15 protein-coding genes are annotated in these 15,192 nt (G+C 58.2%); 8 read left to right on the top strand and 7 right to left on the bottom strand.

The window, feature by feature from the left end:
- The first annotated feature begins 11 nt into the window (after positions 1-11).
- Positions 12-1,610: a hypothetical protein gene (locus VFO29_09650; GenBank protein HET9393764.1), complete on the top strand. Its 1,599-nt coding sequence runs from the start codon at positions 12-14 to the stop codon at positions 1,608-1,610.
- An 11-nt stretch (positions 1,611-1,621) separates the two neighbouring features.
- Here VFO29_09650 and VFO29_09645 read toward each other — a convergent pair whose 3' ends face one another.
- The 3 genes from VFO29_09645 to VFO29_09635 are packed head-to-tail and all read right to left on the bottom strand — an operon-like array spanning position 1,622 to position 4,181.
- Positions 1,622-2,632, bottom strand: a complete 1,011-nt coding sequence (locus VFO29_09645) for a Gfo/Idh/MocA family oxidoreductase (protein ID HET9393763.1) — start codon at positions 2,630-2,632, stop codon at positions 1,622-1,624.
- A complete protein-coding gene (locus VFO29_09640) occupies positions 2,632-3,477 on the bottom strand; it encodes an SDR family oxidoreductase (GenBank protein HET9393762.1) in 846 nt (281 codons plus the stop codon). Before VFO29_09640 ends, VFO29_09645 begins: the two co-directional genes overlap by 1 nt.
- On the bottom strand, positions 3,474-4,181 hold the full coding sequence (locus tag VFO29_09635) for a nucleotidyltransferase family protein (GenBank protein ID HET9393761.1): 708 nt from the start codon (positions 4,179-4,181) through the stop codon (positions 3,474-3,476). Before VFO29_09635 ends, VFO29_09640 begins: the two co-directional genes overlap by 4 nt.
- A gap of 106 nt (positions 4,182-4,287) precedes the next feature.
- Between VFO29_09635 and VFO29_09630 the strand changes: the two genes are divergently transcribed.
- The 7 genes from VFO29_09630 to VFO29_09600 all read left to right on the top strand — a co-directional run bounded on the left by VFO29_09630 (position 4,288) and on the right by VFO29_09600 (position 11,427).
- On the top strand, positions 4,288-7,185 hold the full coding sequence (locus VFO29_09630; GenBank protein HET9393760.1) for a hypothetical protein: 2,898 nt from the start codon (positions 4,288-4,290) through the stop codon (positions 7,183-7,185).
- Between the two features lie 70 nt (positions 7,186-7,255).
- A complete protein-coding gene (locus VFO29_09625; protein HET9393759.1) occupies positions 7,256-7,753 on the top strand; it encodes a hypothetical protein in 498 nt (165 codons plus the stop codon).
- A gap of 10 nt (positions 7,754-7,763) precedes the next feature.
- Complete coding sequence (locus tag VFO29_09620) at positions 7,764-8,357, top strand: SIS domain-containing protein (protein ID HET9393758.1); 594 nt, start codon at positions 7,764-7,766, stop codon at positions 8,355-8,357.
- The gene (locus VFO29_09615; protein HET9393757.1) at positions 8,339-8,896 is read left to right on the top strand and encodes an HAD-IIIA family hydrolase; all 558 of its coding nucleotides are present in this window, start codon (positions 8,339-8,341) and stop codon (positions 8,894-8,896) included. The genes VFO29_09620 and VFO29_09615 overlap by 19 nt, the downstream gene beginning before the upstream one ends.
- Positions 8,893-9,642, top strand: a complete 750-nt coding sequence (locus VFO29_09610) for a transaldolase (GenBank protein ID HET9393756.1) — start codon at positions 8,893-8,895, stop codon at positions 9,640-9,642. Before VFO29_09615 ends, VFO29_09610 begins: the two co-directional genes overlap by 4 nt.
- A gap of 52 nt (positions 9,643-9,694) precedes the next feature.
- Positions 9,695-10,489 carry a hypothetical protein gene (locus tag VFO29_09605; protein HET9393755.1) on the top strand — a complete coding sequence of 265 codons (795 nt, stop codon included), beginning with the start codon at positions 9,695-9,697 and terminating at the stop codon, positions 10,487-10,489.
- Positions 10,490-10,500: 11 nt separating this feature from the next.
- Complete coding sequence (locus VFO29_09600) at positions 10,501-11,427, top strand: sulfotransferase domain-containing protein (GenBank protein HET9393754.1); 927 nt, start codon at positions 10,501-10,503, stop codon at positions 11,425-11,427.
- Here VFO29_09600 and VFO29_09595 read toward each other — a convergent pair.
- From VFO29_09595 to VFO29_09580, 4 genes are read right to left on the bottom strand one after another with little or no spacing between them, the layout of a single operon-like run.
- Positions 11,416-12,102 carry a hypothetical protein gene (locus tag VFO29_09595; GenBank protein HET9393753.1) on the bottom strand — a complete coding sequence of 229 codons (687 nt, stop codon included), beginning with the start codon at positions 12,100-12,102 and terminating at the stop codon, positions 11,416-11,418. The two genes, VFO29_09600 and VFO29_09595, sit on opposite strands and share 12 nt — an antisense overlap.
- 9 nt (positions 12,103-12,111) lie before the next feature.
- A complete protein-coding gene (locus VFO29_09590; GenBank protein ID HET9393752.1) occupies positions 12,112-13,014 on the bottom strand; it encodes a hypothetical protein in 903 nt (300 codons plus the stop codon).
- Between the two features lie 9 nt (positions 13,015-13,023).
- Complete coding sequence (locus tag VFO29_09585; GenBank protein HET9393751.1) at positions 13,024-14,265, bottom strand: glycosyltransferase family 2 protein; 1,242 nt, start codon at positions 14,263-14,265, stop codon at positions 13,024-13,026.
- Complete coding sequence (locus tag VFO29_09580) at positions 14,262-15,191, bottom strand: glycosyltransferase family 2 protein (protein ID HET9393750.1); 930 nt, start codon at positions 15,189-15,191, stop codon at positions 14,262-14,264. The genes VFO29_09585 and VFO29_09580 overlap by 4 nt, the downstream gene beginning before the upstream one ends.
- Position 15,192: the final 1 nt, after the last annotated feature.

Here is a 15,192-nt window from a genome sequence, read left to right as displayed (position 1 = left end):
CTGTAGCGGGATTGGCGCCGGCCGGGATGACCGCTCAGCAACGGATCGGCGGATTTCTGGATGGGCGCGCAATGGCGGCGCGGTTCAATCGGCCGGTCGGTGTCGCCGTCGGCGGCGACGGATCCGTATATGTCGCCGATGAGTTCAATTTCGTCATTCGAAAAATATCGAACGGTACGGTGACAACGTTTGCCGGCACGCCGGGAACCCGTGGCAATAGGGATGGAAAAGGGAAGGAAGCCCAATTCAACCAGCCCGATGGCATTGCGATTGACGCCGGCGGGAATCTCTATGTTGCGGACCGCGGCGTGGGCGTGCGGAAAATCGACGCAGGCGGAACTGTAACGACGCTTCCGGTTCCCATGAAGAACCCAGACATTTGCGGCATTTCAGCTCGCGGCACGGGCAAGAATCTACTGCTCGCTTACACCGACGGCCAATCGATAAATCTCATGGCGGGGGCCAGTCACAAAGCGGTCAATTTTACTGATCAGGCTGAGCCCTGGGAAGACGGCGCCAAAACAGTCGGCTTTGCATGCGGTGTCGTTGCACTCGACCGTGATTCGGTGGTGGTTACTGACGTTCGAACCAATACCGTTCGATTCGTCAGATTTCCGCTCGACGGAGCTATCGGATCCGAAACCATGACGCGCGTCCTCGTGAGTGGCAGGCGCTCTGACAGTTTCATCATCGGCGGCTATGCAAATGGATCTATTGTTCAAGCAATGGCCGACGTCCCGCGAGGAATTACGATTGAATCAAATGGAACGATTATATTCGCCGACAGCGGCAATCGCCGAATAAGAAGTATTGACGACGTAAATCCGAGAGGACCCATTGATATCGGCGCGGACGGGACGCTCGCGGTTCCCAGTGTCTCCGCGAGCGACTACCGGGTCGTGTTTATCGGCAACTCTGCCAGCTTTCACAACGTGATGTGGCAGGAATCGATCCCCGGGCAGCTCGAGGCCGGCCTATATCGCGAGTTCGAGGCGAAACGGCTGCCGCGGTGCCCCCGGGTGATTCCCTATCGCTTTTCGGGAGACGGGATCAGCGACACCGCCCAATTCATCACTACCTATTATGGTGACGGTGAAGCGGATGTCGTAGTATTTCTGATAGATCGCGGGACGATAAACCACGAAATGCAGACTCACACGGCGCTACAAGCAGGAAACGTGTGGCGAGCGGCTATCGCTGGTGATTTTGCGAAACTAAAACGAGACCTGGGAAAGGCAGGGACTGCGCTGCTCATGGTTCCGATGCCGGATGCGCATGCGGCGTCGCCGCTGGAAATGGTCCAGCACGATCAGTACTCTCTTCTGGCGTACTACAATTTTTACGACGTGCCCGGCAGCACAGTTGACGAATTCTTCCATGGTCCGGGTGAATCGTATTCAACAGCGCGCGATATTGAGAATGTAACCGTTTCGTCCGGAGCGCGAACGCTGAAGCTGCTAACAAGCATGGAGCGCGCTGAGGAACTTCCGACTAGGGTTCCATTTTTCTATACGGAAGATTATCACGAAACGCCGGCGGCCCAAACCTGGATCGGCAAACAAATAGCGCTTGAGTTAGCTCTTTGGCAGCCCTGGAAGGTCAAACCATAGGCGTTCGCTCGTCAGATGTCTACCGCGTTGCCGCTGCGAGACGACCGATAGAGCCCATCGAGCATACGCATCGCAACTAAGCCGTCGTCGGCGGTTCCCGTGTAAGCCTTGTTGCCGACGATTGCGTCTACGAAACTGTTCCACTCCAATTTCCAAGAATCGTCGCCTTTTTCGAAGGTTAGCGTTTTAAGCGCGGGTGGACCGCCCTCGGGAGCGCGTCGCATGACCGACAGCGTTTCATCGCCGTAGCTTCCACCTAGGCCATCTATGATAAGTGCACCGCCCGTTCCGAAGACTTCGAACAGGAACTTGTTTTTCCACTGCGTCCAGGAAGTGTGGAAACTTGCGACCGCTCCGTTCGAAAACTGAAACAACCCAAAGGCATTGTCCTCGAGGGGAGCGATCGGCCAGACGGCGGTTTGCGTGAAAGCGAATGCGGTTGTAGGCGTACCGGCAAACCAATTGATCAGATCCGCAACGTGAACGCCTTGGTCCGTGAGTTCGCCTCCGCCTGAGAGCTCGGGGTTCCCACGCCACTCGAGTTCGTACCCAGGGCGCCCGCCGTGACCGTACGTGGCGCGAATATTTATCAGTTCGCCAATGTGCCCTTCGGCCAAGAGCTCACGCGCCTTCGAGATTCCCGGGTGGTAGCGATGATTGAAGCCGATTTTTAAAAGACCTTTCGAACGCTGCGCCGCGGCATAGATGCGCTCCGCTTCGCTGAGGCTGCGTCCCATCGGCTTTTCGATGAGTACGTGTTTCCCGGCGCCGAGAGCTGCCACGGCGATTTCTTCAAGAAACGCATTGGGAGTAGCGGCCACTACAACGTCTATATCGGGATCGTTGACGATCTTGCGCCAAGCTTCGTAATGCCGGGCGCCATACTTGGCGCCTTCAATTCTTGCCTGTTCCCCGTTAACATCGGCAATGGCGACCACGGCAGACCTTGAATTCGCTGCTGCCTCTCGCGCGCGCCGTGCGCCGATGAGCCCGGCGCCGACCACGCCCACGCGCAGTTGCATCACTGCCAGTCCATTCCACGATCTTTGGGTACGATTCGCCGCAACGTAAAGATGTCGCTCGCGCGTAGCTGGCTCGCGTGTGCCGGCCATTCACGCCACCCGTCGTAAACGGCGGACACAAACTTGCCGGTGATTCCTTTCGCCGCATCCGACGCGAGAAACGCGGCCGCCTCGGCAGCAGCGTCCGGCGACGCGCCCCCTGCCTCTACCTCGCGTTTGGTTCGCTCGTAGTACTCTTCGCCAGCGACGCTCGAGCCCGCCGCCAGTGTTTGTTCGTGCATGCGGGTGATGACAAATCCCGGGGCTAAGCAATTGATTTCGATGCCGAACTGTGCCATCTCGCCTGCGATGGTTTCCGTAAGGCGCACGACCGCCGCTTTGCTGCTCGCGTAGGCGCTATAATGCGGAAGTGCAGCAGAAGCTCCGCCGCCGGAGAAAAGGACGATGCGGCCGCCGGTGCTCTTCATCTGCCTGCAGGCTTCGCGCGCGACGAGGAATGCGCCGAAAAGATCGATCTCGATCGTGCGTAACCAGTCCCTGGGGTCGACATCCACGATCGTTCCAATCGGTCCCAAAACGGCGGCGGCATGTATGACGGCATGGACGTCGCCGAAACGCCTGCGGGCTGACTCGAATAGACGAGTCACGTCTTGTTCGCGAGAAATGTCGGCTGTTTCAGCGCCAACCATCGAGGGGAACTCCGCCTGTAGCTCGTCCAGTGTTCTTTCAAGCGCACCTTTTTCTCGCGCACAGAAGAAGACATTCGCGCCGCCGCGCAGGCACCGCTCTGCGACTGCCTTACCGATGCCCATGCTTCCACCGGTGACTATGATCGTGCGACTCATGCGGGTTCCTCGAATTCGCGTAAGGTTCGCTCGTAATCCGCAAGCGAATCAATCCACCAGAGCTTTTCTTGCATTCGGTACGCCCAGAGGCGCTCTCCAGCTTCGAGCATCATGGGCAGGACGTCGCGGCCAAAATCACTCGGACTGTCTTGTGGGATATACTTGAAGACTCTTTCCGAAAAGAAAATGTAGCCGGCGTTCACCCAATTGCTGAACGCCCGATCGGGTCTTGGTTTTTCTTGAAAGGCGTAGACCTTCCCGTTGTCGTTGATTCCAACGACGCCGCTTTGCGCGACATCGGCACGCTTGAACACCGCAATCGTCGCAGCGGCGTCACGTTTTTCGTGCAAGGCGCGCAAAGCTGTCAAGTTGATATCGGACAAGTTGTCGCCATATACCAGGAGGAACGCGCCGTCCAGTTCTCGCGCAAGCTTGTCCGCGGCTCCGGCCGTTCCTAAAAGACGTTCTTCGTAAGAATACGCGATCGAAACGCCAAAACGGCGGCCGTCTCCCAGCGCATCCACGATCGCCGCAGGCTGATAATGCAGATTTATGAAAATCTTATCAAAGCCGTGGCGCGCAAGCAGCTCGATGTTGTGCTGGATGATCGGTTTGCCGCCGACCTGTATCATCGGTTTCGGAATCGTGTCTGTGAAAGGGCGCAGACGCTTCCCTTCCCCGGCGGCCAATACAAGCGCCTTCACCTAGCAACCGTGTTCTTGCGAGCGGCAGGGCGGTCCTCGCCGGGCGAGAAAACGGCCAGAGTTAGCAGCTCACCTTGCTGTATAACTTTTTTTTGTTGCATCACCAATGATCCCCGCATTGCTCTCGCTCGGCATTTTCGCCTCGCTTTTCCTTGTAGGGTTTGCGATGGTGTCGCTACTCAACGCCCGACGTTCCATCCTAACGAACGTCCTCATCTCGCCGGCGGTCGGGGCCGTTACGTTCTTATTGCCGACTGTGACGATGAGCCAAGCGGGCTTACCGGTGAAGGCATTTGCCCATTTCCTGGTCCCGGTGCTTCTGATCGGGGCAGCGGCAGTTCTCTGGAAGATTCGGCCGCATTTTCCGTGGCGGCAACTCTGGCCGTTCGCGGTCGTTCTGTTCGTCGCTTTTGCGCTGATAGGCAGACCGTTTTTCGACTTTGGATTTAATTGGGTGAGCTTCAGCAACGACGATATGCTGAACTATTCACTGGCGGCCGACCGGTTCATGAATCAATCATTTTTTCAGATGCCGCCGGTCCATGCCGACCAGATCTATCGTGGTTACGACACGACGTACTGGTTCGAATACGTTGTCGGCGGCGAGCGATCGGGTGTGGAACTGTTGCTGGCTCTCGTACTTTCATTGACAGGGCTGCGCGGTGTGCAGGGCTTCATGCCATTCATCGTGGCCGGATATCTGTCGATGGTGCTCGCGGCGGCGGCGATGGTGCTCAAGCGCTCTTCGCGGCCGCAGGTTGCGTGGGTTACCGCGGCCCTGGTCGCGGCGTCGGCGCTGACCGTGCTGGGAACGCTCGACCAACTCCTGGGACAAGTTTACGGGTTGCTGATACTCTGCGCGTCGCTCGGTTTGTTCTTGCGTCCGGAGACGTTTGCCCCGGTATCTCGCCGGACGGCGGGGCGCATCACCCTATGCGGCGTGGTGCTTGCCGGGCAACTGCTGATTTATCCCGAGCTGCTGGCTTTTACGGTTATCGCGATCGGCGCCTACGGCGGGCTGAGGTTGATACGCGGTAAGGCTCAGGTCCGCAATGCTGCAGTTAGCTTGGCCACGATAGCACTTGTGGCGGTTATTGTGGCCGGGCAGAATCTGCTCACGATGCTGCTCTTGATTTCGCACCGCTTTAATTCGGCAGTGCCGACGGATGCACGTGTCTCGATGGTAGACCTGCGGTTCCCCTACTACCTGATACCGAGCGGCTTCGGAAATGTGTGGGGATTTTTTGCCATTGCGACGCTTCCGCCGGAGCCGTGGCTGTCGATTGCCATCGGTTTGACGATGCTGATGACCATCGCCGTCTTTGTATTGGCGGTGCGCTATGCGATACTGGGAACGGGGGCTGCTATCGTCACGGCGGCGATGCTCGTGCTTGCAGTCGTCCTGTTCAAGAATCATGCGCATTTCGGACTCTACAAGATCGCGATGTACATGCAGCCGTTCATTTTTGCCATCGTCGCAGTTTGGGCCGTGCGCATGCGCCCGCGGGTTTTGGCGGTCGTTGCGGTGGCAGGCCTCGTTGTGTTGAACGGCGCTACGGGTTGGCGATATGTGGAGCTAAGCCGCAATCTGCCAGGTTCCGAATCGGGCGGCTTTGTCGAGGTCGCTCACGCATCTCCGACGCACCTCGTCGCACAGCTGAGCGCTCTTCGCATGCCACACGGTATTGGGGCGGTTATTTCCGACGCTCCCTTGGTTTCACTCGCCAAGTACGAAACTGGCTACACGCAAAACCTGCCGATCTTTTTTATCACGCGCGACTTTCGCAATCACGGCATATTAGAGTGGCCTTTCCCGTTCTTCCGGCACCGGCGAGACATTATCGAAGAGAGAGCCGGCCGCCTCATCCATTTAGCCAAGCACTTCGAGCAGCCGCGGAAGATGGATTTCGGCCGCAGACCTCATCATAAGTATGCGTGGTTCCGCGCGCCGCTCATGCAGCATATCGTCACGATAAATCCGATCGTGATGGAGAGTACTTCGCAGGACTCGATACTCAACCGGACTGCCCATCCGTATTCGCCTGATGATTTCCGAATGGTGCCGTACAACCAGGTCCGAAACCACGTCAGTTTCGTCGAATCCTCACTTGGTTACGCGCCGGGCGCGCAAGAAGTGGCAAAAGTGTCTCTGTACCAACTTGAACCCGACTATTTCTTGCGTCAGGATACGATGTCGGCGCTCGGAAGGTACCTTTTGCTCAATATTCTGCAGCCCTCGCCCAAAGTGCGCATTGTGCTGTCGATCTCGTCGACGCTCGCCGCAGACGGCGTGAACGAATTGCCGCCGGTGCGCGTCATTGGCCGCAACATCGCGAGTTTTCACTCTGTGGGCCGCGGCTCGGCGCAACTCATTTCGGATCCTGTGGAGCCGAGAATCATAGCGGGCGCCGCATACGTCGGCATAGACATGGGAATTGTCGGCAAGCGTTTTGCGCGGCCGAGAACGGGTCTCATGCGCCTCTATGGCGCCGACATACCGTTCGATCCGCGCGTTATCACAGTTTTCGGACGAAACATCTCGGCGATCTCAGAGGACGATTACAGGAGATGGCCGGCGCCTTCGTCTATCAGGAATTTTCCGGAGGATCTCCTCGACCCGCATATCGTTTTTTCCGGCATTTACGAAGACGGGTGGATATCAGCGCACAGCCGGGTTGTCTTCGAGACAAAAGCTGCGTCCCCGTATCTCATCCTTGACGGAGAAGTTCCGCGTATCGCGGTCGATCATTTCTCCACTGTCATTACGCCGGTGGTCGACGGACACCGCTTACAAGGTCAGGGCGTACAACTCGGCACGTTCCAACGCGTATGGGACACAAACTTGCGACCGGGGAAGCACGTCATTGAGCTTTACTTCAGTAAAGACCAATCGTTGATGATTCACGATCGCCGGCGCGTCGCCGCCCGCGTGACCTATTGGGGATTGGAGCCGCGCGCAAGCCTGCTTGGGGCGTTGGCGCCTAAGCCGCGCAGAATACAATGATGGCGCGCGATCCCAAAATGACGTCATGATCAAACAAGAAAAACTCGCGATAAGCGGGAAAGCGAATCGTATGGAGCTGTTAAGGAAATTCGCCGGCGGAATCTTAGGGCTGTTGCTCCCTTTCGCAATTGCATGCCAGGTGGCGCTTGCAGCTGACCTCACGGGATTGCCACTCGGTAACGTCATCGAAGCAAGATCGAACGCCGCCACGACACTATTCTTATGGGACGCTACGCCGTATGTAACGAGTTTGGTTCACGACCGTAATGTCGGCAACGCGGGTCTGCACGCGCTGGAAGCCGCGGCGGTAAGATCTCTTGCCAGTCACGCGCGATCGAGTCGTGCAAAGGCCGTCACTCTCAGGGTCCTGTATCAAAAAACCGGTGCGGTCAGCCCTGTGTACGGGAATCCGACTTTCGCGGGCGTCGAGGTCGTACTCTCGATACACGCCGATAGGAAGACGCTGCAGAAGAATGCCGTTGCATGGGAAACGGCTCTTGCCCAAGGCACTGTACCCAAGGGGCTTTTGCTGCAGGTGCTTGGGAAACTGCCGCCACAATCGCCGTAGGGAATCATTCATGTTCTTTGACGCATATTTTTCCGAAGCGAAGGCGGTCCTAGATGCGCTCGACGCGCGAGCGGCCGAGGCGATCGTCGATCGCCTCCTAAAGCTGCGCGACCGTGATGGCCGGCTCTTTATCCTCGGCGTCGGCGGTAGCGCAGGCAACGCATCGCATGCGGTCAACGATTTTCGAAAGATCGTCGGTATTGAAGCCTATGCGCCGACCGATAACGTCTCAGAGTTAACGGCGAGAACGAACGACGAAGGTTGGCCCACTATATTTGAAGAGTGGCTGAAAGTCAGTAAACTCAAATCGAGCGATGCCGTGTTTGTGCTTTCGGTCGGCGGCGGCAACCTCGAAAAAAATGTTAGTCCCAATCTCGTAAACGCTCTGAAGTACGCAAAGCAGGTCGGCGCCACGATTCTAGGGATCGTCGGGCGTGACGGCGGCTATACGGCGACCGTCGCCGACGCATGCGTAATCGTTCCAACTGTAAACGACGCCCATGTGACGCCGCATTCGGAGGCGTTCCAAGCCGTCATCTGGCATGGATTAGTTTCACATCCGAAGTTGAAGAAGCGCGAGACGAAGTGGGAATCCGTTCGCTGAGGCGGGCAGTGTTTTTCGATCGGGACGGCGTTGTGAATCAGGCGGTTCTTCGTGGCGGCAACCCGCATCCGCCTGATTCGTTGGAAGACCTTCGAATCGATCCGTACGCGCGGACCGCGGTCAACCTGTTGCGCGACGACGGCTTTGTTTCGGTCGTAATAACAAACCAGCCCGACGTCGCGCGGGGAACTCAGCAGCGTGCGGTTGTTGACGCCATCAACGCGGAGGTCAAACGAGTCACCGGCGTGGAGGCAATCTATACGTGCTTTCACGACGATGCCGACCGATGCGATTGCCGCAAACCCAAGCCGGGTCTCATCGTCAGCGCCTGCGCCGATTTTGGTTTGGACGCATCGCGCAGCTATATCGTGGGCGACCGTCTCAAGGACGTACTGGCCGGCCAAGCCGCCGGATGCACGACCGTTTTCGTCGACCGCCGGTATAAGGAAACCCCCGCCGACGTTCCGGCGGACATCCTTACCCGGTCTTTGGAAGAGGCCGTCGAAGTGATACTCCAGCGCGAAAGGACTCCAGCATGATTCCCGATCGAGTAACCGCTCTGAAAGTCAAACTCTTTGCCGATGGAGCGGACAAGGCCGGTATCCTCGAGATGTATGAGAAACCGTACATCAAGGGATTTACCACGAATCCGACGCTGATGCGGAAGGCCGGAATCGAAGATTTCGAGACATTCGCGCGCGATATTCTGAGCGTCGTGCCGGACAGGCCGATCTCGTTCGAAGTTTTTGCCGACGAGTTCGATGAAATGGAGAGGCAAGCTCGCTGGATCGCGACGTGGGGCGAAAACGTCTACGTAAAGATTCCGGTAACCAACACGCGCTCCGAAAGCTCGGCGCCGCTGATCGGGCGTCTTTCGCGGGACGGCATCAAGCTGAACGTCACGGCCATGATGACCGTCGATCAGGTGCGCGAAGTGTGCGGCGCACTCGATTCCGCCACGCCTGCATGCGTCTCGATTTTCGCGGGCCGCATTGCCGACACCGGACGGGACCCTATTCCGCTCATGCGCGAAGCGCTCCAAGTCCTCGCCGCGTACCCTAAGGTGGAACTGATTTGGGCCAGCCCGCGCGAGCTCCTCAACGTCTTTCAAGCTGACGAGATCGGTTGCCACATCATAACCGTGACCAACGATATTTTGGCCAAACTCGCACTCGTGAACAAAGATCTCACCGAGTACTCACTCGATACGGTCAAGATGTTCCACCGCGACGCGCAGGCCGCTGGGTTCCGAATTCGTACCGAACCCCTCGTTGAGAGGGCGTAAAGTCTTCATAATCCCGACAGGTTGTGCCATGGGACCGGGGAAGATTTAGGGTATGGCTATGACAGCTGCTGTTCCTGATATTATCGCCGAATCGCCCGATTTGGCCCTCGGCCGCGGATGGTACCCGGTCGAGTCTTTCGCCGGTACGCGCTTTCGTTGGGCAAGCAACGACGCGGAACTTTTGGTGGTGGCCTTGCAGCCGGTGCGTCACGCGCTGGTGCTTACGTTAGAACCCGGTCCCGGCGTAGGGTTGAAACCGTTTACGCTGCAGGTCATGGAGAGCGGCAAAGAGATTGCGCGCGCTGACGTGCGCGGGAAACAGCCCATTCGAATCGAGTTGCCGCCGGCGGGTCCGAAAATCTACCGTTTGATTTTTCATGTCGAGGGCGGCGGACGTACGATTGCCAACGATGCGCGCATCCTGAACTTCCGCGTTTTTGAAGCAGCTGTCCAGCGGGCCGATCGCGACGTCTTGCCGGCGGACATGGAATTGGGAACGGGATGGCATCCGATTGAAAAACACGGTGACGCCTCGTTCCGCTGGGTGAGCAACGATGCGAAGGTCACAATCTCCAATCCTGACGGCACGAAACACCTGGATCTCGATCTGCAGTCCGGACCGGGACTCGAGAACAAACCCTTCGTCTTACACGTATTGCAGAAAACCGGAAACGACACCAAGCTGGTGACAGACGTCCAGGTCACGGACCGGCAACGTGTGGACGTTCCCATCCCGAAGGGCGAGCGGGTCGAGCTGATTCTGCGCGTTGATTCCAAAGGACACAAGACGCCGGGTGATCCGCGTGAACTGAACTTCCGCGTCTTCCAATACGCCGGCACAGCCTAAAGAGATCGACCGTGCGATTTGCGCACATAACCCTCGGTAAAGCCGGCAGCCAATGGATAAAAGATGTCCTGAGCGATCCGGACATCTTTTCGTTACAGCGCGGGCTGCGCTTGGCGCCGCCGCCCGGCGGCATGTACAGCATTGCAGACTTTGCGAAAGAACCCGAAGGCTCGTTTGTCGCTCCCATCTATCACGTCGGCTACTCAGCTTGGAAAACCTATGCCGGTAAAGACGACCGCTGTATTGCCGTCCTGCGAGATCCGCGTGACTCGATCGTTTCCTGGGCGTTTTCAACCGCATACAGCCACGTCACGGAAGAGCACATTCAAATCATCCGTCCGACGATGCTGGCGCTCGATCTCCGTGGCAAGCTCGAAGTCGCCATGTACACATTTTGGGAGTCATCGGCAGCGCAGCGCTCGTGGGCGAAGAAGCCGAAGACGAAGACCGAGTACGTGCTGACGTACGAATGGATCATAGCCGATCAAAAGAAAGCGTTTCGCAGCATTCTCGATTTTTTCGGGTGGAAGGCTCCGGACGACGTCCTCCAAACCGTCATCGACCGCCTGTCGTTCACAACGCGAAGCGGCGGCCGCAAGCCCGGCGACAAGCAAGAGTTCAGCCACTACCGTAACGGCAAGGCCGGCGACTGGAAAAATTACTTCGACCGGAGCCTCGCGCAGCGCTTTGAGGCTGCATGCCCCGATCTGCTCAAAGATTTGGGCTACGAGAAGAGCAGCGATTGGTGGAAAACTGTCCCGGAACGGGTCGCCGGCCTCGATGAAGGCGCCGTCGGATCGAAGAAAGATTCTAAAGGACTGCAAGCCACGGTTGACGCGCTCACCAAAAAAAATCAGCTGCTCGAAGAGGTCGCGCAAGAACGGTTGGAGGCGTTGGAAAACGCCGTCCACATTGCCGAGCGCGCCTTAAGCCCCTGAGCCGGACGCCAGTCTGGCCTGAAGGTCCCGCACGGCCTGCGCGTTGCTTTCGAGCGCGACCAGACGTTCTTGCGCGGCTTGGGTCATGATCTGGAGTTGCGTTTGCAAGGACTCGATCTGCGCCAGAAGCGCCGCCACTTGCGTATCGGCCGACGCGTGCAACAGCGCGTTCAGTTCCGCGGCCTGGCTCTGCGACACCGCCAAATCGGCGTCTTTGGCGCGCAGCGCGGCGTCCAGCTGGGCGATCATCTGATTGCTTTCGACGAGCAACGTTTCTCGCCGCTGCGCTTCAACGGTTATTTCCTTGAGCGCCTTGTCGGTGCGCTCGACCGCGTCGTTGCTCCTTTCGAGGAGTTGCTGCAGGTTCTCGGCGTGCGCTCTCAGCCGCTCTGACTCGGCAACCGCGTCGTTGAGCTGTTGCAAGCGGCGATCGGCGGATCTCAGACGCGTGTCGGCTTCGGTTTTCGTCTCCTCCAGCTCTGCGAGGCGCTGATCGGCTTCGCGCTGCAGCTCGGCGAGCCGGCGATCCCGTTCCTCGAGCGCAGATGCGAACGCATCGCTGAGATTTCCCGATGGAAGCTTCGCGAGTTTTTGGAGCTGCGCGCGCATCTCTTTGTCGCGGCGCCGTTGCCGTGCGAGAATGTCGCGCAGCTCCTTGAGCGTTTTTGCAGCCATCGCTAACTCTTAAGGCTTGATCTTCAACCCGAAGACTCGGAAGTTCAGCGTGCGTTTGTCGTTGGCGACTTTGACGTTCTTGCTGTTGACGGCAAGGGCCAGGACGGTGCCTTTAGGCTGGGCCGGAATCCGCAGCGAAACGTAGTTGCGGCCTTTTACCGGAGCGCTTTGCACGATGGTTTTTCCGGAGGCATTGCGCACGGCGATCGCCAGCGGCGCGCCGCCGAGACTCGGACCCGGTTCCACTTCGGCTTCAAGGACGAAAGGCCGCGGCTGCGCGGCGGTCAGTGTGACTTGGGCGTCGTTGTCGACCCAGCGGAAACTCTGCCCGTTGAACGTTTCATACGGGTACCAGTTCTTGCCCACTGCCAAAGGCGACGCGTCATACACGATCTCGTTCTTGCAGTCGCCGGCCGAAGAGCCCAAGATGATGCTGCGCGCGCGGAAGTTTAGCACGTGGCGCGGGTCGCGAGGCGTTGGGATATTCGGGCTATCCGCGTGCAGTACGAACGTTTCTGCGGGCGCATTTTGGTTCACCGTAACCTTCACATATTGGCCCGCTTTCACGACCGACGTTTCGCTGTCGCCGTGGTTGCCAAGGACATGCAACGTAAACGGCTTGCTGCGCACGCCCGGGCCGGGTTCGATCATCATGGCCAGCGTGCGATTGTTGGCGTCGGGGCAAGCTGTCACTTCCGCGTCGTTCGTTACCCAGCGGAATGTCAGCCCATTGTGAAATTCGACCGGCCACCATCCTGACCCGAGGCGAACGCCGTCGCCCGTTCTGACGATATCGTTCGAAGCGCTTGGCGCAGGCGAGGGACCCGCTGACGGATTTCCGCAGCCGGCGATTCCAATGGCCGTGCTCGCTAAAAAGGCGAGTGCGGCAGAACGTGCTGATCTTTTGTTCACAATTGTTCCTTATGCGCTCTGTGCGAGCGGGGCTGAGAGTGCGAAAGTCTTCGGATGAACCCATCCTATGTCAAACATTTTGAAACTGAGCGTGCGTTTGTCGGTGGAGAGGCCGATTTTTGCCAAAACAAAACTTTCCGATGCTTCTATATCCAGTATTGGGGACGTCCCTGCGGGCTGTTCGGGTACCGCGAACCGGAGCTCGAATTTCCCGTGACCGAACGCCTCGTCCGCGAGAACCATTCCGCGATTGAGGACGCGGACGCGCTGTTTCTCGAGGCCCGGGATGTTCCCTGGAACCTGTCCGTGCATGATCGCTTCGCCGCTGCCCTCGGAGAGCATCACCTGCGCTCGCGGCGCCATCCAAAGGTCGCGATACCAACGCTGACCGTGCACCATCGCGCGGTTTACGAGCTTGAATAGGACCTTCCGAATCGCCTTGCAGAGAAACGTGCCTAGCGGTTCCAGCCACTTCGGCCACGCTTCGATCGTCTTGGTCCACACGTGCTCGTAGGTGACGAACCCGTACACTTGGTAGCCCGGCGGGAAGGGCATCCGGCAATGCTCGGCAAGCATGCGCCTGATCTCGCCGGCGCGCACAATGCCGCCTTGCGAAGTCTTGGCTGCTTCGTGCTCGCGCAACGATCCCAGGTAATCGGGCAGCTGGATGAATTCGTATTTCTTGGCCAATCGGATCAGAATCTCCCAATCCATGACCCAGTCCAGATCTTCGCGCAGCGGCCCGACGTCGTCCAGCGCCGCTTTGCGAAAGAAAACCGTCTGCTGCAAGATGTAATCGGAAAGAAAGACGAGTTTCCAGCGATCGAAATGCTGCGTGAACGGAAACCGCTGTTTTACGTTGCTGTCAACGTCGATTTGAAAGCCTTCGCCGTAAATGACGGCCGCTTCGGGATGCGCCGTAAAGGCCGCTACGGCATTTGAGACCGCTCCAGGCAGAAAGACGTCGTCGCTATTCAACCACGCCACGATCGAGCCGCGCGCGAGCGCAAAACCCTTGTTGATCGCGTGGGACTGTCCGTTGTCGGGCTCGGAAATATACGTCAGCCGTTTCAGATATGGCTTGATCACGTCGGCCGTGCTGTCGGTCGACGCGTTATCGATGACGATGTACTCGATGTTCGGGTAATCTTGGTTGAGGACGCTTTCGATCGTTTCGCGGATGAAGCGGCCCTGGTTGTATGACGGCGTGACGATCGTTACGAGCGGGAGATTCGGATCGTGTTCGCTCATGCGCCTTCTCCACGTATTGCGGCGGTCTTCAGGCGCAGCACTTCAATGGTGAACTCGCGCAAGAAGCGCGTCCAGTGCCGCCGGTTCTCGCGCAGCCCGACGCGCAGCGTCAGCAGCGTGCGCCGCGGCGAGCCGGCCGGTGGTGCGAAGAAGTCTTTGCCTTCCAACATATATCCGGCGTAAGCATGGATCCAGTTGAACGGCACGTACCCGTAATATTTCCTCATCATCGCGAAGACCTCGCCGTACACGACGGCGCGATGCTGCATCGACTTGCTTTGCGTATGCATGCGCGACGTGGCCCACAGTTCGTCAACTCTCACCGGGGACGCTTCTGCGCTCAAACGGATCCAGAGATCGTAATCGAACGCTGTCTCGAGGTGCTCATCCAAACCACGCACAGCGGCCAATGCTTGCGAACGCACGAGCGTCGCGGGTTGGCAGATGAAGCATTCCTTGGCAAGCGCGTCTTTCGAAAACGGTAGCGACGGATACGAACCGATCGGGCGGCCGAGCGAGTCAACGTGCAGGCCTTCGCCGTACACGAAAGGCGCGTTAGGGGCGCCGCGCAGCGCGGCCACGGCCGATTCGATCGCGTGAGGATACAACGTGTCGTCCGCATTAAGAAAGGTAAAGAATTCACCAGTAGCGCGTGCAAAACCATAATTAATTGCCTGCGCTTGATTGAGTCCCGGTGCCGAAAGAAATGTGAGCTTGTCTTCCGCCGAACGCGCGATCGAAGCGGTTTCGTCGCTCGAACCGCCGTCGACGACGATGTATTCGATTGGCGTGTAGGTTTGGCTCAAGACGCTCTCGACCGTTTCACGAAAGAAGCGGGCTGCGTGCAGCGTGGGCGTGACAATCGAAACAAGCCCTGCGCGAAAAGCGCGGGCCGAAGAGTGCTTGTGCCCGGTGTCGAAGCCCAAG

It is taken from the genome of Candidatus Rubrimentiphilum sp. (genome assembly GCA_035710515.1).
Classification (GTDB): domain Bacteria; phylum Vulcanimicrobiota; class Vulcanimicrobiia; order Vulcanimicrobiales; family Vulcanimicrobiaceae; genus Rubrimentiphilum.
Note: the sequence above shows the minus strand (reverse complement) of the source record. Positions and strands in the feature narration are given on the sequence as shown.